The following is a 17,871-nucleotide window of genomic DNA, read 5'->3' on the forward strand; positions in this document are numbered from 1 at the left end:
AAATTTCTCACTAGGACTTCCTGGCCGGGATTTTGTCGACGGCGTCGTTCTCGATCCGTTCGGAAGGGGTAAAGGCATTACGCAGGGCTTTTGGTGCGACGCCGCGTTGCGTCGGTCCGGTCATCAGCCTTTGCCGGGCCAGCAGTTCGGCGGCCACGCTGATAGCGATTTCGCGGGGACGTTTGCTGGCGGTCGACCCCAGGCCGATCGGGCAGTGAACCCTGGCCAGCGTGGCGTCATCGAATCCTGCTGCGATCAGCCGCGAACGAAAGCTGGCCCATTTACTCTTCGAGCCGATCAGGCCGATGGACGCCAACGCTTCGCCACCCGGATTGTCACGAGATAGCAGCGTCGCGATCAGATCGCGATCCTGGGCGTGGTCGTGGGTCATTACCACCACGTGACTGCCGGATGGGATCATCGTCACGGCCTGCGCCATGCCCTCCGCACCCGGAAATAACACCATGGGCCGGACGCGAGCGGGGTAGCCGTCGTGGCCGTCCTGCAGCGGAAACGCGTCGGGGCGGCTGTCGTACCAGTCGATGCGCCACGGTAGCGGCGCCAGTAGCTCGACCAACGCCTGGCCGACGTGGCCGGCACCGAACAGCGTCAGGTGACTTTCGGCGCCGACGAACACCTCTAGCAGCACGTGCACGAACCCGCCGCAGCACTGACCGGAGCGAGCGCCCAGTGCGAACGCCTCGAGATAGGTGCCTGCCGCCACGGGCGTCGCCGCCAGATGCCGGCGCGCGGTTTCGATCACCTGCTGTTCGAAATGACCGCCCCCCAGGGTATCGATGACCTCCGTCCCCGTGACCACCAGCTTGGCGCCGGGCTCCCGCGGCGTCGAGCCCGCGGCGCCGATTACGCTGGCCAGCGCGTGAGGCGTCGCGCTCTCCTGCAGTCGATGCAGCGCGGCGTGCCAGCTTTCCAGGCCCTGGACGCTGTCAGCCGAGCTCATGTCGTTTCCTGTAAATCACGGCTGGCGGCACGTAACGCCTCGGCCGCCATCAGCATGCGTTCCGGCGTGGCGGGGGTGTCCAGCGCCGGGCTGATGCGATAGGCGGCGAGGCTCGCCAGCGCGTCGCGCAGCGCCGACCACACCGAAATACCCAGCATGAACGGCGGTTCGCCCACGGCCTTGGAGCGGTAGATACTGGCCTGGGAGTTGGGGTGGCCTTCGAGCAGTTCGACATTGAAGATCGGAGGCAGGTCACCGAAGGTCGGGATCTTGTAGGTGGCGGGTCCATCGGTGATCAGACGGCCGTCGTCGTTCCACTTCAGCTCTTCGCTGGTCAGCCAGCCCATCCCCTGGATGAAACCACCCTCGACCTGGCCCAGGTCGATCGCCGGATTGAGCGAGTCACCGACGTCATGCAGGATGTCGACGCGTTCGACCCGGTATTCGCCGCTCAGCGTGTCAAGACGGACCTCGCTGACCGATGCCCCGTAGGCAAAATAGTAGAACGGTCGCCCCTGACCGCTATCGCGATCGTAGTGAATCAGCGGCGTGGAATAGAAACCGGTCGCCGACAGCGAGACCCGGCCGAGATAGGCGGCCTGGATCAGTTCTCCCCACGACACCGCGGGCATCGACGCGCCGTTGTCGGTTATGAGCTTGCCGTTCTCGAGACCCAGCCCTTCGCGGTCGAACTGATAGTGCTCGGCGGCGAAATCGAGCAGGCGCTGGCGGATCTGGCTGGCGGCATCGCGTGCGGCCATGCCGTTGAGGTCCGCGCCGCTGGACGCGGCCGTTGGCGAAGTGTTGGGTACCTTGTCCGTGCGGGTGGCGCTGATGCGCACCGATGCCAGATCGATGCCCAGTTCGCGAGCGACGACCTGACACACCTTGGTGTGCAGGCCCTGACCCATCTCGGTGCCGCCGTGATTGATCATCACGCTGCCATCGGTGTAGACGTGAAGCAGCGCGCCGGCCTGATTGAGATGCTTGGCGGTGAACGAGATGCCGAACTTGACCGGCGTCAACGCCAGGCCCCGCTTGATGATCGGGCTGCGATGGTTGAACTCACGAATCGCGTCGCGCCGTTGCCAGTAGTCGCTGCTGCGCTCCAGACGTTCGATGATCTCCACCATCAAGGGATGCTGGTCCACGTGCTGCCCATAGTGGGTAGTATCACGCCCGGCACGGTAGAGATTGCGCTTGCGCACGGTCAGCGGGTCTTCGCCAATATGACGGGCGATATCGTCCATCGCGCGTTCGACGATCATCATCCCTTGGGGGCCGCCGAAGCCGCGGAAGGCGGTATTCGATGCGGTATGGGTGCGCGCGCGGTGTCCGGTCACGCGTGCCGCCCCCAGCGAATAGGCGTTGTCGGCGTGAAACATGGCGCGGTCGACCACCGCTTCGGAGAGATCCGGCGAGTGGCCGCAATCGCCGATCAGGGTGATATCGCCGCCGAGAATCACCCCGTCGTCGTCGAAACCCAGACGGTAATGACTGTGGAACGGGTGGCGCTTGCCGGTGGCACGAGTGTCGTCGGCGCGCGGCAGGCGCAGGCGGATCGCCCGCCCGGTACGACGTGCCAGCAGCGCCGCCATGCACGCCCAGGGCGCGGCCTGGGTCTCCTTGCCACCAAAGCCGCCGCCCATGCGGCGATTTTCCACCGTCACCGCATGGAACGGAATATCGAGCACCTCGGCGACCAGCTTCTGGGTCTCGCTGGGGTGCTGGTTGGAGGTGTAGACGATGACGCCTTCATCCTCGCTGGGCACGACCAGGCAGGCCTGGCCTTCGAGGTAGAAATGTTCCTGACCGCCGACGAACTGCGCGGCCTCGAGCACGTGGGGCGTGCCCTCCAGCGCCTGCTGCCAATCGCCGCTGACCTGCACGTGCGTCGGGCGCACGAACTCGCCGGCCTCGGCGGCGGCAACCGGATCGAAGCGGGGCGGCAGCGGCTCGATCTCGACGACGGCCGCCTTTACGGCGCGGCGCGCTTCGGCATAGCTGGTGGCGGCCACGGCGAACAGGGGTTGCCCGACGTAGCTCACTTCCTCATCGGCGAACAGGGGGTCACCGGGGAACACCGGGCCGATATCGCGATGTCCGGGAATATGCTGCGCCGCGATCACGTCAACGACGCCGGGCATCGCCCGGACCGCGTCGAGATCGAGTCGCGTCACCCGCCCATGAGCGATCTGACTTAGACCCACCATCGCATGCAGCGTACCGTGAGGCGCCGGCAGATCGTCGATGTAGCGCGCCCGCCCGGTGACATGCTTGATGCCGCTTTCGTGGCCCTGGGCATGTCGGGGGGTATTCGACACCGGCCGCGGCGTGACGGTATCGCGTGCTACCGGCTCGTCGCCTTCGAGGCGACCGATCTCCTGACCCGTATCCGGAGATTCGGATTCGATCCGGGCTTCCAGCGATACCTCGGCATCTGTCCGTCCCGCTTCGGTTTCGGACCGGTGGCGAGAGGTTTTGACGAGTCGTTTAGTGAGCGTACGCATCGAGGGCAACCTCCTGCGTCGGCGAATTCGAGCCGGTGTGGTCCAGCGTCAGGTGCCAGCGCTCGAGCAGATTGACCGCCGCGGCAAGGCGGTAGTCGCTAGAGCCGCGGGTATCACTCATGGGCGTGACTGAATCGCGCAGCGCCTGCTTGGCGGCTTCGAACGCTGCGGTGTTCGGGGCGCGACCTTCCAGCGCCGCCTCGACGGTTTTGACGCGACGCGGAATCGCAGCCATGCCGCCGTAGGCGACGCGAACATCCGAGAGCACACCGTTCTTCAGCTGCCAACGAAACGCCGCCAGTAGCGTCGAGATATCATCCTCGCGCCGTTTGGAGAGTTTCCATACGCGCTGTTGGAAATCGGCCTCTGGCTTGGGTAGATAGATGGCGGAGATACATTCGCCGGGTGCCAGCGCCGTTTGCTTGTAATCGAGGAAGAACGATTCCAGCGGGAGAGTCCGCACGCCGTCGGGACCGGCCAGGCGAAGCTTGGCGTCCAGTGTCAGCAGCACTGGCGGGGTATCGCCGATCGGTGACGCATTGGCGATATTGCCGCCCACGGTGGCGCGGTTGCGAATCTGCGCCGAACCCAGCCGGGTCAGCAGGTGCGCGAATGCCGGGTAGTGCTCGGCCAGCAGTGGCTCCCACTCCCGATAGGTGAGCGCCGCGCCAATCCACCAGCCTTCGGCGTCTTCCTCGATCTGGCGCAGTTCCCGCACCTGACGCAGATCGATCAGCATCTCGAACGGCTCGAGCTGCTGGGTAACGTCGAGCCACAGATCCGTGGCGCCGGCCACCAGCGGCGCGTCGGGATGTCGGTGCATGGCGGCGATCAGCTCGGCGAGCGTGGTCGGGGTCTGATAGTGGTGCTGATCGGGACGCTGGGCCTGGTCCTCGGCCTTGCAGAACGATGTCGATCCAACGCGACGGACCTCGTCCTCCAGCGCGGGGTCATCGGCCCAGGGCGGGCGGGTATCGGCATGCTCGCCCATGCTCAGGGCGGCATCCCGAATGGGGCGGTAGCCGGTACAGCGGCACAGGTTGCCACTCAGGGTGAGTTCCAGTCCGTGAGCATCCAGCGGCGCGTCTGGCGTCCTGCGCTGTCGTTCGTGCAAGGCGAACAGTGACATCACGATACCGGGAGTGCAGAAGCCGCACTGACTGCCATGGCAGGCCACCATCGAAGCCTGGGAGGGGTGCAATGCGTGCCCTCGAGCGATGCCCTCGATGGTGACGAGATGCGTGCCCTGAAGTTGATGTGCCGGCGTGATGCAGGCGTTGGCGGTGCGATAGGTCAGTGGCTGGCCGGTTTCTGCGTCGTCTTTCGGATCGGCGATGGCGACAGTACAGGCGCCACAGTCACCGGAGGCGCAGCCCTCCTTGGTGCCACACTTCGCCAGCGGCCCGCGCAGCAGTTCGAGCACGCTCATGTTGGCTTCGGCGGCCACTCGCTGGCGTTGGCCGTTGAGAAAGAATTCGATCATCGGGACCTGTCGTTGTCGTTGTCGTTGTCGTGTAGTTCATCGTGCAAGTCGCCATCCCAGCACTGACGAGTGGATGGGGACCTTATGAAAAAATCCTGACCGATTGGTCAGCTTTTGCTAGCGTCTTCGATTCTGATACGGATGGCAAGTGCACGTTGGCCGGCGCGCTTTGGCAATGTGGGGGCTGACGATGCTGGCGGCCTGGCGACGCAGTCATGATTCTGACTCAGGGCGCGACAAGACAACCCTCGGGATTCAGCATAGCATCGGCGTCGAAAGTCTCCGCATCCGCCCGGTTATCGTCAATCACGCAGGGTTCAGCGGCTCGGAAAAGCACGTAGTGCGGTGGATCGAACGGCATGAGTGTACCGAGGGCCAAGGGGCGGCTTCGGTTCTCAACCAGGTCGATAGGTGCAAGGAGTTTAGGTGGCTAATCATGATCTTCCCGAAGTCACGGTTCGGGAGCGAAACGAACAGCGAATTTTCGACGCGGCGGAAAACGTCTTCGCCCGGTACGGTTATCGGGGGGCCAGCATTCAGGCGATTGCCGCCGCCGCCGGGCTTCCCAAGTCGAACGTTCTCTATTACGTCGGCAGCAAGCGGCGGCTCTACATCATGTTGCTCGAACGCACGATGTGGCGCTGGAACGAGATGCTGAGTGATATCAGTGTCGATGATGATCCGGCAGAAGTGCTCGAGGCTTTCATTCGCAGCAAGATGCGCCTGAGCCAGAGCCATCCTCAGAGTTCACGCCTGTTCGCCAACGAGATACTGCAGGGGGCGCCATTTCTCAAGGAGTCGCTGTTCGGGGAGATGCGGGACTGGGTCGAGTCGCGCACCTGCGTTTTCCGGGAATGGGCGAAGCAGGGTTTGATGGATCCGGTGGACCCGGTCTGGCTGATTTTTCTGATCTGGTCGGCGACACAGCACTACGCGGACTTCGAGACGCAGATCGTGGGGATCACTCACCGCGAGACGCTCGCGGACGAGGATTTTCGATCGGCCAGCGATTTTCTCTGTCAGGTCATCATCAAGGGATGCGGCGTGCGTCGACGTGAACCATCCAAGCCTTGATGGGCGGAAGTCACGGGGAAGAGAGAAGGACTGGAAAAGAGAGAAGGACAGGGGAAGAGGGGGAAGAAGGTCACGGTCGACCCGATATCGGAAGCGAGTCCTTTCGCGCTCAACTTCCTGTCGAGTCTCAACCTTGAGGGCCGGCAACGTCCTGTTGCACTGCTGTCGATCCCTGGATGCTGTCCCTGTTCGCGGTCCTTGCGAGCGCGAGTCATCCTTGAAGTTGCTTCCCTGCGGCAGCGGCATCCTGCCACCGGCAGTGTATACGAGGCGGGGCCGATAAAGCGATCAGGAAATTGGTGAAAAGTCCTTTATTTACAAAGTGATACGCTTTGCCATTGGTTCGCTTGCTAGCTTTATATAAGCCTTTGTTTATGCACTAGATCCGGGAGTCGAATGCGACGCTTCGGATCAGCGCCACGGCGGTTTTGCCCTCCGTCAGTTGCATTTCTTCACAAGCCTGACGGGTCAGTCGCGCACGGAGCCGTTGTTCGCCGAAACGCAGGCGCACTTCATTGGCGCTGGGCTCCTGCGGCGAGGCCTCGATCGCTTCGATCGTCGTCGTGATGCCGTTGCGATAACTGGTGCCTTCGGGCATGGCGTGGGCAAGCGCGACATCGCGCACGCCGACGCGTAGGCGCACCGGCGTACCGGGGGGCTGGTCGACAGCGGGAATGCGCAATGTCTGGCCATCGTCGAGGGCGACTCGTGTCAGTGAATAGACGCTATCGTGATCGACCACCTTGGCGCTCAGGCGGGTGGCGGCGTCGAAACCACCGAGTCGGTCGGTCAGATCGAGCCGCATCATCAACTCGTCCAACTGGCCGTGGGCCGTCAGGCGACCCTGCTCGACCAGCGCCAGATGATCGGCAATCGTGGCGATTTCCGCAGTATCGTGACTGACGTAGACCACAGGGATGTCGATTTCCCGGGTCAAGCGGACGAGATAGCGCAGCAGCTCCTGCTTTCGCTCGCCATCCAGCCCGGTCAACGGCTCATCCAGCAACAGCAGGCGAGGGTGGGTCAGCAGTGCTCTGCCGATGGCAACACGTCTGGCCTCGCCGCCGGACAGCGTGCCCGGCAGGCGCTCCAGCAGGTGACCGATCCCCAACAATGTCACCAGATCGTCGAAGCGCGAACGGGCGCTCGGCGGCATGCCGTAGGTCAGGTTGCCGCGCACGCGATAGTGCGGAAACAGCCGCGCTTCCTGAAACACGATGCCCAGCTGACGTTTGTGAACCGGAACCTGAGTTCTGCCTGCAACATCGGTCAAGGTGCGTTCGCCAAGCCGGACGTAGCCGGCATCCGGTCGGTCGAGGCCGGCAATCAACCTCAGAAGGCTGGTCTTGCCACTGCCCGATTGGCCGAACAGGGCGGTCACTCCGCTGGCAGGTACCGCGAGCGAGATATCCAGATCGAACTCCCCGAGCCGCTTTTGCAGGCGACAGTCCAGGGCATGGTTGCGCTCCAGGGACGGCTCGCTCATCGATCCCGCTCCTGCAGGCGCTGCCGGGCCCGGCGAGCCAGCCATTCCGACGCCATCAGCGAGAGCATGGCGATCACGATCGAGAGCACGCAGAGTCGCGCGGCGGCGGCTTCCTTGCCGGGTGTCTGAATCAGGGTATAGAGCGCCAGTGGCAGGGTGCGCGTCTCGCCGGGAATATTGGAGGCGAAAGTGATGGTGGCGCCGAATTCCGACAGCGCGCGGGCAAATGCCAGTACCGTGCCGGTCAGCAGGCCCGGCACTGCCAAGGGGAGGGTGATCGTGAACAGCACGCGCCAGCGATTCGCACCCAGCGTGCCGGCGGCGGCCTCCAGCTTGGGGTCGACCGCTTCCAGCGATAGCCTGACGGCGCGCACCAGCAGGGGAAACGCCATCACGCCACCGGCGATGGCCGCGCCCTGCCAGGTGAACGGTAACGAGAAGCCGAAGCCCTGATACAACCACTGGCCCAGCCAGCCATTGCGCCCCAGCGACAGCAACAGCAGATAGCCCACCACGACCGGCGGGAGTACCAGCGGCAAGTGCAACAAACCGTCGAGCAGGGCTTTGCCGCGAAACTCGTGCCGTGCCAGCAGCCAGGCGACGGCGATGCCGGGGACCAGAATCCAGCCGACGGCACTGCCGGCGATTTTCAGGCTGAGGATGATCGCCTGCCATTCGGCTTCGGAAAGGGCTATCGCCTCGAGAAACATCCAGTCCTCGGCTATCAGTCGGATTCGACGGGGGTGAAGCCGTAACGGGAGAAGATGGCTAGCGCATCATCGCCGGCCAACCATTGCCGAAACGCTTCGGTGGCATCGCTTGGTTCTGGATTCACCACGGCGAGGGGATAGGTGATCGGATCGTGACTGTCGTCAGGGAATGCACCGATTTCCCTGACCTTGTCGCTGGCCTTGGCATCCGTTTCGTAGACGATGCCCAGCGGGGCTTCTCCGCGCTCTACCAGTGCCATCGCCGCGCGTACGTTATCGCCGTTGGCGAGACGCGACTCCAGCGCTTCCCATTCACCAATCGACTGCAGCGCTTGCCTGGCATAGATCCCGGCCGGGACATTGCTGGTCTCGCCAACCGAAAGTCGCCGATCATCGCCGAGCTGGGAAACGATCGTGGTCTCACCGCCCGGGGTGAAATCCGCGATATGGCTTTGGGTCGGCGCAATCAACACCAGCCGATTCGCGAGCAGGTCGAGACGCTGGCTGACAGCGACGTTCTGATCTTCCAGCCAGTTCATCCATTGCTCATTGGCGGAGATATAGACATCAGCCGGGGCGCCACTGGCGATCTGACGCGCGAGCGTCGAGGACGAGGCATAAACCGGAACGATATTGACGTCGTGTCCGGATTCGTAAGATTGGATCGCCTGGTCCATGGCATTGGTCATCGAGGCGGCGGCGTAGACCTGAACCTGCGCCTTGGCATCATCGGCGGCGCGGGCACCGAATGGCAGACCCGTGGCCACGGCCAGCAGGCAGAAACAAGAGAGTTGGACGGGGGCGATCACAGGATTCTCGCTATGTATGAATGGAAATAACGAGAATCACTATAGCTTTCGGTCGTTCGGCGGTCGAGGGAAAACCGGATGCCGCGACTCTCAATCGGATTCGATACCTGACCCCGGCGCCGGCTCCGCCTCAGGCTCGGCCGCCGAGCCGGCGTGAGAAGAAGAGGTGTACTTGCGATCCGGCGAGAGACTCTTCAGCAGCGCCTGACCGCTGGGGTTTCGGGCCAGATCCGCCGTCAGCTGACGATAGTGGACGATGAGCCGGCGGCCCAGATCGGTGAGCGTCGCGCCGCCACGCTGGGTGCCACCGCTGGCGGTATTGACCACCGGGGCGGCTAGATGCCGATTCATGGTATCCAGCAGTTGCCACGCCTTTTTATAGCTCAGGCCCATGTCACGACACGCCGCGGCGATCGAACCGTGTCGCTCGATCGCTTCCAGTAGATCGATCTTGCCGGGTCCGAGCACGATCTCCGTGTCGGCGACCAGGCGAATTTGAAGGCGCGGCGTAGGGTGGTGAGTGCGGGTCATGGCGGCATCATGGTGGTGGCGAGCCCCTCGTTTTACCACAGGTGGCAAGACCGGGGCTCGTCAGGGACGCGTCATGAACGACGGATCATGCCGTCCGGGTCAGCGCTCGACGGGCACCCGCTCGCCAGCGCAGCCAATCCAGCATCACGAACAGCGCCAGGCTGGCGCCCATCACCGGCAAGGCATATCCCAGGGCGGCAGCGATGAGAACGGCACCAAACTGCGATCGTCGTCCCATTCGGCGGTAGATGGATATGAGTGTCTGTGCCTCGCCGGATGCGGCGGATCGCCTTCGCCACCACATCGCGTAGCCCCAGCACACCAAAGTCGCCAGACTGGCGGCAAAGCCGATCAGCACCAGCTGATTGGGAAGCCCGAACAGAATGCCCATGTGCAGATCGATCCCCCAGCGGGTCAGCTTGGCGGCTAACGGGAAGGTGGCGAAATCGGCGCGATCGGTGACCGCGAAAGTCTGTGGATCGAGGGCGACCTGATCGACCTGGGTGGGCCACTCCCGACCGATTTCACGGATCTTCCAGGCCTGCAGCGGTGAACTCGGTGGCACGATTTCAATCTGAGTGGCGTCGATGCCAGCGGCCCGCGCGGCCCTCAAGGCCTGGTCGAAATCGCCGAGCGACAGCGACGAGAGTTGCGACATGGCCATGTCGGCGTGTCCGGCTGACGCATGATGCGCGGCATGCGGGTCGCTTTCCCGTGCTGGACCTGTCTGTACGGAATCCGCAGCCAGCTGCGTGGAGACGTTAGGCGTGCCCCAGCCCCAGGCGTGGCGAAGTTGCGCGATGTTGCCACCGGCCCACTGCGACCAGGTCAATCCCGTCGCCGAGAAGAACAGCAGACCGATCAGCGCGATGGACCCCAGCGTGGCGTGACGCTGACGCAAACGCTGCGGACCGGCTGTCTGTCGTCTGACCCGGCGCTGGCGCCACCACAGGAAACCGCCACCCAGCGCGGCGATCCATAGCCACGAAGCCGCCAGCTCGCTATAGAGCCGGCCGACGTCGCCCAGCAGCAGGCTGCGATGGAACTGATCGATGAAGGTTCGCAGCGGCAGGATGCCGCTGGTCCCATAGACCGGCATGTCGCCGCGGATTTCGAGCGTGACCGGATCGATGAAGATCGCTCGGTGCTCCGAAGGCCCTAACTGTTCGCCTGTGAACATGACCCGCGTGGTCGTCCCCGGCTCGGGCGCGGGGCGAACGGCGGCGGGCTGGGAAGCGATGCCGGCGGCGTGCCGGGCGGCTTCTATCTGGCGTGACAGCGGCTGGGATTCTCCCTCGCTACGAGTGGTCAGGGCATCGTGATAAAGCCACTCCTCGAGCTGCGGCGTCAGCGCATAGGCGATACCGGAAAGCGCGGCGACGAGTAGAAAGGGGCCGACGAAAAGGCCGACATAGAAGTGGAGACGCGTGATCAGTGCGACCCACAGGGGCGGCGTGCGGCGATGGGTCGCCGATGAAACGGTGTCCATGGAAGAACTCCTGACCTGAATCGGTGTGTCGCGCAGGACGCTGAGGCGTCGAGCGCACACGGGCGTCGCCGACGATGCATCTTTCAGAAGCAGGTAGGCGGCAACGATAGGAACGGCGTGATTCAGGCCAGCGGCGGTGCTCGGGAGGCGTAGCGGGGATAGATCGGGGCCGTGGATGGCGACACCTTCATCGCCATCGGCCGGAAGACCACCGGAGGCGGCGTTACCGGCGGCATCTCGCGTGGGGGCTCGAGCCCCGGTGCATGCAGGAAAAGATCGCAGTAGCCACACGCGGCCATGTCGAAGTGACTGACGAGATGAGCGTCGCCAGTGGCTCCGGAATCGCCGGCATTGTGAGTATCAGCCGCTCCGTGGTGCGTCATGCCAGCCATGGCGCCAGACGGCATTTCCATCAACCGCTGCATCTGGCTGATCAACGGCCCCGTGAACGCCATCAACATGGCGAACAGCGCGAGCGCGGTCAGCGAGCGTTTCCAGCGGTGGCAGAAATGCGTCATTGTCGATCCAGGACGCCGTTGTCAGACCGCGACTCTACCCGTTGGCGTTTTCGCCGCCAATCATGGCCGGCTGGGGTGAGTGATTATGTCGCACCGAGCGGAAGTCCAATTTGCGCTGCGTTTTCTCCGAGCCTTGTCCGTTCATGCTGCAGAAGCCAGCGTTTTCGCTCGATCCCGCCGGCGTAACCGGTCAGTTTGCCGTTGCTGCCGATGACTCGGTGACAGGGAACGATCAGCGAAAGTGGATTACGCCCGTTCGCCGCACCGACCGCTCTTACTGCGAGCGGCGTTCCGATCGCAATGGCGATCTCCCGGTAGCTGCAGGTCTGACCGTAAGGAATGGTTCGGAGTGCGCGCCAGACCATTGTCTGAAAATCGGTGCCCCGCGGTGTCATCGGCAGATCGAACGCCGTCAGCTCTCCTGAGAAATAGGCTTCCAGTTGCTGCGCGCAACGCTCGGTGATGGCGTTGCCGCGCTCGGGCAGGTTCGGGCTGCTCGAAAAGGCGAGCCAGGTGAGTCCGCGATCGGTGGCGCGTATCTCGATGGGGCCGAGCGGTATCGGCTCCGGTGGGCGGTAGATCTGGACGTAGTCGTCGTGGCGGGCCGGGAGTCGCGAATCGTCGAATGGCGAGAAGGATGTCATAGGATCCGATTCCACAGTTGCAGTGTGAGATAGCTCCGCCAGGGCGAGGCGAGCGCGGGGTCGATCGATGTCGACAGGGTGGCAAGCGCGCGTCGCACGCCAACATCGCCATCGAGCCAGATGTCCGGGTCTGCGTTACCGCGAAAGGCGGCGACATTGGCGGTCCAGGGGCCAATCCCCTTGAGCGTGAGCCACTGCTGAGGGTCGTCGCCGACTTCTCCGCTGGCATAGGCGACTGCCAGACGGCGCACGGTCTCGCGACGGCTGCCGGGCAGCTTCAGAAAGCTCAGATCGCTGGCGGCGATGACGCTGGCGGCAGGAAAGTGGCGGCGATTGTTCCCCGCGCGCTCCCCGAGCTGATCGACCAGCTGCTGGATCAAGCGATTGGCGGCGGCAATCGAGATCTGCTGCCCCAGCACGGCGCGGATACCGGACTCGAACACGTTCCACGATCCTGGCAAGCGTAAGCCCTCGGCTAGCGGCAGTTCGGGAACGCACTGGCCCAGATGCGCTTCGATGGTTTGGGTATCGGCGTCCAGGTCCAGCATGCGCCGAATCTGGCGAACGATCGCGTTGAGCTCGCCGAGCTCGTTCAGCACCAGCGTTACCTCGAACTGGTGTCGCTCGGCATCGTGCCGGGCCTCGAAATGTCCGGCCGTCGCGCCATAGCGGATCGTGCGCCCGATCGATTGCTCGCCGACCCATTCCAGGCCGTCGATGACATGGACCGCAAAGAAATGGCGCAGTCGTTCCCACTGATAGGGTGGACGATAGGCCAGTTTGAGGGTCAGAGCGGCATTTTTCCGACTCCGGCGACGGCGGATGTCGGTTGGCGTCAGCGACATCTGACGTTTGAAAGCGTCGTTGAAGCGGCGCAAGCTCGAAAAGCCGCTGGCGTGGGCGACGTCGATCACCGGCAGCGTCGTCTCGTGCAGCAGTTTCTTGGCGAAAAGACACTGGCGGTAGAGCGAATAGGCCTTGGGCGACACTCCGAAGCGACGCTGAAACAGCTGACGCAGATAGCGTTCACCGATACCCAGTCGCTCACAGAGCTGTGTGATGTCTCCATTCTGCAGTGCACCGCCGTCGATCAGACCTATCGCCCGCGCCAGCGTGGTCCCGGACCCGATCCAGGCGGGCGAGTCCGGCGCGCTGTCCGGCCGGCAGCGTAGGCAGGGTCGATAGCCAGCGCTGGACGCCGCGACGGCGGATTCGAAGTAGCGCACGTGGCGTTCCTGCGGCAGTGTCGCCGGACAGACGGGGCGGCAGAAGATGCCGGTGGTGCTGACGGCGATGAAGAATCGGCCGTCGAAGCGGGCATCTCTGGCCAGACGGGCGCTTCGGCACTGCTGCGGGTCGAGCATGGTGGCGGATCCTGATCATCGTCTCGAGGTCATTGTAACGCCTGACCACGGGTTGACTGGCCGGATCCGGCACTCAATGCGCTTCCTCTGGACTCTGACCCGAGAATCCGGTGATCTCGACTACCCGTCGAAAAAAAACGGCGCTTCGGAGGCGCCGTGAAAAGGCCGTGCGTTCAACACGCTGGAGGATACTACTTCCAGAGTTTGTCGTAGTCGTCCCAGTAGTGACCCATGTCGCGATCCTGCGTCAGTCCGTACAGCGTGTACCGGCGGGCGAGACGGGCACCGCCATCGCGCGTCAGCGGCTGCCAGGCGATGGTCGTGCTGCTGCGGCTGGACTCGGAGAAGAAAGCATCGAACGGGATGGAGACGTAGAGTCCTTTGTCGAAACTACCTTCGCCGTAGTCGTCGCCGGCATCCGTCAGCGTTGCCCAGGCACCGATCCTTACCCCCGAGTCGAACTGGCGAGACAGATCGAACGTCGCGCCGACATCCTTGGCCAGATATCGGCCTACGCTGACCTGAGCGAGCACGTCTTCGATACCGGTTTCGATGTAGGCCGTTGCGTGCCCGGTCCAGGTATCGTAGTCACGCATGTCGAAGCGCTGATCGAAATCGCGTTGTTTGACCCAGTTGAGATCGACACCGAATGCCACCGGGCTGTTGAACGGACGATAGAGCACTTCGCCACCCGCACCGGCATACATCATCTCCAGCAAGCCGCCATAGGCCATGCCGTACCAGTCCTGGCCGAAACGCGTGGTGCGAGTGTACTGCAGGTTGTAGATGCCGAGACTGGTCTCTTCGAGATAGCGATTGATGTTGGTGCGTACGCGCGGCAGTTGCGAGTTGGCGACGTAATCGTAGTCATCGAAATTGTCTGCCAGGTTCAGCGCCGCTCGACCGCTGAACCAGCCATTGGGATCCGTGCGGTACTCGGCATCCAGCTTGGCGTAAAGCTGGTAGAGGTAGCCATCCGGCCCGCCCAGATTCTGGTTCAGACCGGGTGAAAGACTCCAGCTGAACTGCTCGAGATCATCCTGGTAGAGCACGTCGCCGTTGGGCGAGATATCGCTCGGTCGAGTCAATGCAGAGGCATACAGCCCATAGTGATACTGCTGATCGTAGGCGGTGGAACTGGCCGCGCTGAGATAGGCCTGGCGGTCGTGGACATCGTCGCGCAAGCCCATGCCGACGCTCTGCCAACGATAACGGTAGGTATCGATATCTTCAGCGGTATGGTTGTTGAGGATGCGATTGGCGCGATCCTCGCTTTCCAGCATCGAACGATATTTGGTCGCTTCGGCTTCGACGATGAGTTCATCGTCGTCACGGGTGATTCGACGGACGCGCATGCCGGCGTTGTTCCGGAGTTGGGCGCTGACCGCGCTCCAGTCCTGAGTCGTCTGCCGCGGTGCCGCCTCGATCGGCGCTGGCTGGGGGTCACCGGTCTTGGGTTGGGAGATACCCGCAAGATTGCCCCGGAAGGTAATGCCGAACATCGCGGTGTCGCCGCGCTCCCACCCGGCGCTCAATGAGACATTGTCGTTGAGGCTCAGGCGGGCACCGACGTTAACCGGGGAGCTCTGGGTCAACGAGGGTTCGAACGGCTCGCTGCGATAATCGTTGCCGTCGTACTCGAGCTGGAGGGATAGCGGTTCCCAACCGGTCTGATACTCGACGCCGCCGAAAACACCCACGTCGCCACTGAAAATGTCACCGAACTCGAAATCGCCAGCTTCGTCCGGGTTTTCCGTGGCGCGTTCGTCGAAGCGATCCGATACCGCCGACAGGGGATTGCCGATGCCGCCACCGTTGGCCAGATAGCCCCAGCCGAGCCCCAGGGTGAAATCGAAATCGTACCAGCGTTTGCTGGCAACCAGATATTCGCTGCCGAACAGACCGGTACCGCCGAAATCCCGAAAGCCCAGCGCCACGGCCGGCGTGTCGCGGTCCTCTTCCAGCAGGCGCAATTTGAAGTCTATGCCTTTGTCCAGATAGGAACGGTCAGGATCGCTGGAGGCGGGGTAATCCTGGCTGGTGATGGCCGTATAGCGAAAGCCTGCTTCCAGCCAGTCCATGGGCTGAAAGCTGATGTTGTATCGAAGATAAGGCGACACGTGGCTGTGATTGAGGGAGATGTCTCCCAGCGGAGCCATACGTGCCGTCGGGGTCTGCATCAACCCGACGCCGCCGAAATCGGTTCGAGCCTGTCCCAATTCCGCGTGCGTGACCGGCGCGTACGCCATCAGCATCGGAAGCGAGACCCCCATTACCGGCGTGAACAGGCGCAGCGGGTTCCAGCGGCGATCTGCGAGTATCATCATGAGCATGGCTTACTGATAAAGATTGGCGGGATCGACCGTGATGCATTCATCGCCGGGCAAACGGGTGGATAGAAACTGAGGAAGTGCCATATCGATCCACTGCGCCCCGACCGATTCCAGCGGCAGGGCGATAATCGCCCGGGTGCCGGGTACCAGCGGTGCTTGATCATGATTCCAGGCGGCGATACCCAGCTCGCGTATGTCGCCCTGAGGTGTGACCAGTTGCAGGGTGTCGGCGCGGGCGTAGGCGTCCTCGGGAAGCTGGTCGATCAGCGTGTCCGTGGTCATTCCCGGTTGCCATGCCAGGCGTTTCACGCCGAACGGGGTCCAGGCCTCCACCCAGTCGGGTGTCAGGCACCAGCCGAGCTGATCGACATCCTCCACCTTGGGCACCTCGCGGAGATGAGCCATTAACCAGGTGGGATCGACCCGGCCGGGGACTCGACCCTTGTCCAGCTTGCCGAGCGCTTCTTTCCAGGCTTCGAGACCGTCCGCGATTTCCGGCGCTGCGAGCATGCGGGCCTGCAACGATAACCCCTCCAGTTCGGCACGCAGACGTTGCTGACGCTGTCGATTCTCGGCTTCCAGGGCATTACGCACCACAAAGGCGCGTGACCAGTTCACGGGGGTTTCGCGTTCCACCGTGAGCCAGGCGTCGAGTAGAGAGGGAGCCGGCGGAGCAGGCATCTGTCCCTCGATATCGATCGTGAACGTCGAAGCCGGCTGGGTGTCGTCCTGAGCGCTGGCCAGACCGGCCAGGCTGCACAGCAGGAGCGCCACCACCCGGGAAAAAGCGGGTGGCAGCCAGTTGTGGGGACTCACCATTTGTCGATCTCATCCTTGATTGGCTTCACGAATATGCCTGCTACTTACTGATGTCGCCGAGTGTCGGTTCGTTGTCCGGGCAGGCATCACCAGGGGCGAGCGACTTGCCAGTCGAATGTCGGGGCGCCTGGCCAGGGTTGGGTCTCGACGGCCCACAAGCGCCCATCCTCGGGCGTTCGCCACAGCGTACCGTAGGTGGTGGTGCCGTCGTCCCAGGCCAGGGTTTCCCGGCAAGCTTGTAGCTTCAGCGACATCAGTGGCAGCTCGACGTCCTCGACGGCGGTATCACAGTCGAGGCTGGCATCCGCTTGACCGCGATGGGTATACCCATCTGCCGATTTCCACTCGCGCGTCACTCGGTAGGTGACCATCGCAGCGTTTCCCCGCCATGGGTGAGCGTCGCTGCCGCTGTCGCTCACGTCGCTGATCTGCGTGTCTATCAGGTTCTGCTCGAGGCCAGCGCTGCTATGCAGATAGCCATCCTGCAGCGCTACCGTCGAGCCGTCACGGAATTGCCAATAGCTCAGATCTGCTACCTGACTGGCCAGAATCACCAGACCGCCGTAACCGTCGACGTGCAAATCGACCGACGCATAAGGGATCGAGTCGGCTTGAGCCGATATCTCGTTGCCAGAGAACCCGGCAGCCATGTCCTCGAGCGAACGGTCACTGCCGATCGAGCACCCTGCCAGAGTGAGGCTGGCAGCGAAGAGGCAAAAGAAGACCGCCCGAGGGCGGCCTTCCAAACGGGAATGACGGACTGCTGTCATTACCGGGTTCCGGTCGTACCGGTCGTGCCGGTCGTTCCGGTGGTGCCATCACTGCCCCCTGCTGCGGCTAGTGCGCCGACCGATGACGCCGCTGTGCTGGCGCCGACAGCCGAAGCTGTCGACGTGCTCGCGGCGGTACCGGCACCGGCGGCGCTACCCGTTGCAACTTCCTGGGCGGCGGCGAGTGAAGAGACAGCCATTAACGCGACTGCCATGATGGCTAGTTTCTTCATAAGTACCTCCTAACGTGTTGGTTAAACCAACGAGTGTGGTCCGAGGACCACCCCCATTCTTACCAATATTATATCTTTGAGCAATTATAACTTGCCAATCATGCCACCTCTGGCATCTCTAATGTGTCAAGAATAAG

Annotated in this window: 16 protein-coding genes; 1 reads left to right on the top strand and 15 read right to left on the bottom strand. The window is 63.1% G+C overall.

The window, feature by feature from the left end; translation table 11 throughout:
• Positions 1–10: 10 nt before the first annotated feature.
• From xdhC to xdhA, 3 genes are read right to left on the bottom strand one after another with little or no spacing between them, the layout of a single operon-like run.
• Positions 11–961 carry a xanthine dehydrogenase accessory protein XdhC gene (xdhC, locus tag BTW07_RS15055; RefSeq protein ID WP_075570993.1) on the bottom strand — a complete coding sequence of 317 codons (951 nt, stop codon included), beginning with the start codon at positions 959–961 and terminating at the stop codon, positions 11–13.
• Positions 958–3,471, bottom strand: coding sequence for a xanthine dehydrogenase molybdopterin binding subunit (gene xdhB, locus BTW07_RS15060; protein WP_083941919.1), 2,514 nt, complete (start codon positions 3,469–3,471; stop codon positions 958–960). The genes xdhC and xdhB overlap by 4 nt, the downstream gene beginning before the upstream one ends.
• Positions 3,455–4,954 (bottom strand): xanthine dehydrogenase small subunit, encoded by a 1,500-nt coding sequence (gene xdhA / locus BTW07_RS15065; RefSeq protein WP_075570994.1) that lies wholly within the window; start codon positions 4,952–4,954, stop codon positions 3,455–3,457. Before xdhA ends, xdhB begins: the two co-directional genes overlap by 17 nt.
• 426 nt (positions 4,955–5,380) lie before the next feature.
• Here xdhA and BTW07_RS15070 point away from each other — a divergent pair, with 426 nt between their 5' ends.
• Positions 5,381–6,028, top strand: a complete 648-nt coding sequence (locus tag BTW07_RS15070; RefSeq protein ID WP_075570995.1) for a TetR family transcriptional regulator C-terminal domain-containing protein — start codon at positions 5,381–5,383, stop codon at positions 6,026–6,028.
• A 379-nt stretch (positions 6,029–6,407) separates the two neighbouring features.
• On the opposite strand, the gene modC is transcribed toward BTW07_RS15070, so the two are convergent.
• From modC to BTW07_RS15130, 12 genes are all read right to left on the bottom strand, one after another.
• The gene (modC, locus tag BTW07_RS15075; RefSeq protein ID WP_075570996.1) at positions 6,408–7,514 is read right to left on the bottom strand and encodes a molybdenum ABC transporter ATP-binding protein; all 1,107 of its coding nucleotides are present in this window, start codon (positions 7,512–7,514) and stop codon (positions 6,408–6,410) included.
• Entirely contained in the window at positions 7,511–8,224 is a 714-nt protein-coding gene (gene modB / locus BTW07_RS15080; protein ID WP_075570997.1) for a molybdate ABC transporter permease subunit, read from the bottom strand. The genes modC and modB overlap by 4 nt, the downstream gene beginning before the upstream one ends.
• A gap of 14 nt (positions 8,225–8,238) precedes the next feature.
• Positions 8,239–9,033, bottom strand: coding sequence for a molybdate ABC transporter substrate-binding protein (gene modA / locus BTW07_RS15085; RefSeq protein ID WP_244158383.1), 795 nt, complete (start codon positions 9,031–9,033; stop codon positions 8,239–8,241).
• Between the two features lie 90 nt (positions 9,034–9,123).
• Positions 9,124–9,564 carry a winged helix-turn-helix domain-containing protein gene (locus BTW07_RS15090; RefSeq protein ID WP_075570998.1) on the bottom strand — a complete coding sequence of 147 codons (441 nt, stop codon included), beginning with the start codon at positions 9,562–9,564 and terminating at the stop codon, positions 9,124–9,126.
• A gap of 85 nt (positions 9,565–9,649) precedes the next feature.
• On the bottom strand, positions 9,650–11,053 hold the full coding sequence (locus BTW07_RS15095) for a PepSY-associated TM helix domain-containing protein (RefSeq protein ID WP_075570999.1): 1,404 nt from the start codon (positions 11,051–11,053) through the stop codon (positions 9,650–9,652).
• Positions 11,054–11,175: 122 nt separating this feature from the next.
• Entirely contained in the window at positions 11,176–11,571 is a 396-nt protein-coding gene (locus BTW07_RS15100) for a DUF2946 domain-containing protein (RefSeq protein ID WP_075571000.1), read from the bottom strand.
• A gap of 83 nt (positions 11,572–11,654) precedes the next feature.
• Positions 11,655–12,215 (bottom strand): methylated-DNA--[protein]-cysteine S-methyltransferase, encoded by a 561-nt coding sequence (locus BTW07_RS15105; protein WP_083941921.1) that lies wholly within the window; start codon positions 12,213–12,215, stop codon positions 11,655–11,657.
• Positions 12,212–13,579: a DNA-3-methyladenine glycosylase 2 family protein gene (locus BTW07_RS15110; protein WP_075571001.1), complete on the bottom strand. Its 1,368-nt coding sequence runs from the start codon at positions 13,577–13,579 to the stop codon at positions 12,212–12,214. The genes BTW07_RS15105 and BTW07_RS15110 overlap by 4 nt, the downstream gene beginning before the upstream one ends.
• Positions 13,580–13,770: 191 nt before the next feature.
• Complete coding sequence (locus tag BTW07_RS15115) at positions 13,771–15,906, bottom strand: YjbH domain-containing protein (protein WP_083941935.1); 2,136 nt, start codon at positions 15,904–15,906, stop codon at positions 13,771–13,773.
• Between the two features lie 9 nt (positions 15,907–15,915).
• Positions 15,916–16,731 carry a capsule biosynthesis GfcC family protein gene (locus BTW07_RS15120; RefSeq protein ID WP_075571003.1) on the bottom strand — a complete coding sequence of 272 codons (816 nt, stop codon included), beginning with the start codon at positions 16,729–16,731 and terminating at the stop codon, positions 15,916–15,918.
• An 86-nt stretch (positions 16,732–16,817) separates the two neighbouring features.
• Entirely contained in the window at positions 16,818–17,501 is a 684-nt protein-coding gene (locus BTW07_RS15125) for a YjbF family lipoprotein (protein WP_083941923.1), read from the bottom strand.
• Positions 17,501–17,734 carry a hypothetical protein gene (locus BTW07_RS15130; RefSeq protein WP_075571004.1) on the bottom strand — a complete coding sequence of 78 codons (234 nt, stop codon included), beginning with the start codon at positions 17,732–17,734 and terminating at the stop codon, positions 17,501–17,503. The genes BTW07_RS15125 and BTW07_RS15130 overlap by 1 nt, the downstream gene beginning before the upstream one ends.
• Positions 17,735–17,871 lie beyond the last annotated feature (137 nt).

Source organism: Salinicola socius, assembly GCF_001937195.1.
Taxonomy (GTDB): Bacteria; Pseudomonadota; Gammaproteobacteria; order Pseudomonadales; family Halomonadaceae; genus Salinicola; species Salinicola socius.

Excerpts from the sequence above, each read along its gene's own strand:
- BTW07_RS15125 (WP_083941923.1), bottom strand. The coding sequence starts at position 17,501 with ATGACAGCAGTCCGTCATTCCCGTTTGGAAGGCCGCCCTCGGGCGGTC.
- modC (WP_075570996.1), bottom strand. The coding sequence starts at position 7,514 with ATGAGCGAGCCGTCCCTGGAGCGCAACCATGCCCTGGACTGTCGCCTG.
- BTW07_RS15130 (WP_075571004.1), bottom strand. The coding sequence starts at position 17,734 with ATGAAGAAACTAGCCATCATGGCAGTCGCGTTAATGGCTGTCTCTTCA.
- BTW07_RS15105 (WP_083941921.1), bottom strand. The coding sequence starts at position 12,215 with ATGACATCCTTCTCGCCATTCGACGATTCGCGACTCCCGGCCCGCCAC.
- BTW07_RS15095 (WP_075570999.1), bottom strand. The coding sequence starts at position 11,053 with ATGGACACCGTTTCATCGGCGACCCATCGCCGCACGCCGCCCCTGTGG.
- BTW07_RS15100 (WP_075571000.1), bottom strand. The coding sequence starts at position 11,571 with ATGACGCATTTCTGCCACCGCTGGAAACGCTCGCTGACCGCGCTCGCG.
- xdhC (WP_075570993.1), bottom strand. The coding sequence starts at position 961 with ATGAGCTCGGCTGACAGCGTCCAGGGCCTGGAAAGCTGGCACGCCGCG.
- modB (WP_075570997.1), bottom strand. The coding sequence starts at position 8,224 with ATGTTTCTCGAGGCGATAGCCCTTTCCGAAGCCGAATGGCAGGCGATC.
- BTW07_RS15115 (WP_083941935.1), bottom strand. The coding sequence starts at position 15,906 with ATGATGATACTCGCAGATCGCCGCTGGAACCCGCTGCGCCTGTTCACG.
- BTW07_RS15090 (WP_075570998.1), bottom strand. The coding sequence starts at position 9,564 with ATGACCCGCACTCACCACCCTACGCCGCGCCTTCAAATTCGCCTGGTC.
- xdhB (WP_083941919.1), bottom strand. The coding sequence starts at position 3,471 with ATGCGTACGCTCACTAAACGACTCGTCAAAACCTCTCGCCACCGGTCC.
- BTW07_RS15120 (WP_075571003.1), bottom strand. The coding sequence starts at position 16,731 with ATGGTGAGTCCCCACAACTGGCTGCCACCCGCTTTTTCCCGGGTGGTG.
- BTW07_RS15110 (WP_075571001.1), bottom strand. The coding sequence starts at position 13,579 with ATGCTCGACCCGCAGCAGTGCCGAAGCGCCCGTCTGGCCAGAGATGCC.
- xdhA (WP_075570994.1), bottom strand. The coding sequence starts at position 4,954 with ATGATCGAATTCTTTCTCAACGGCCAACGCCAGCGAGTGGCCGCCGAA.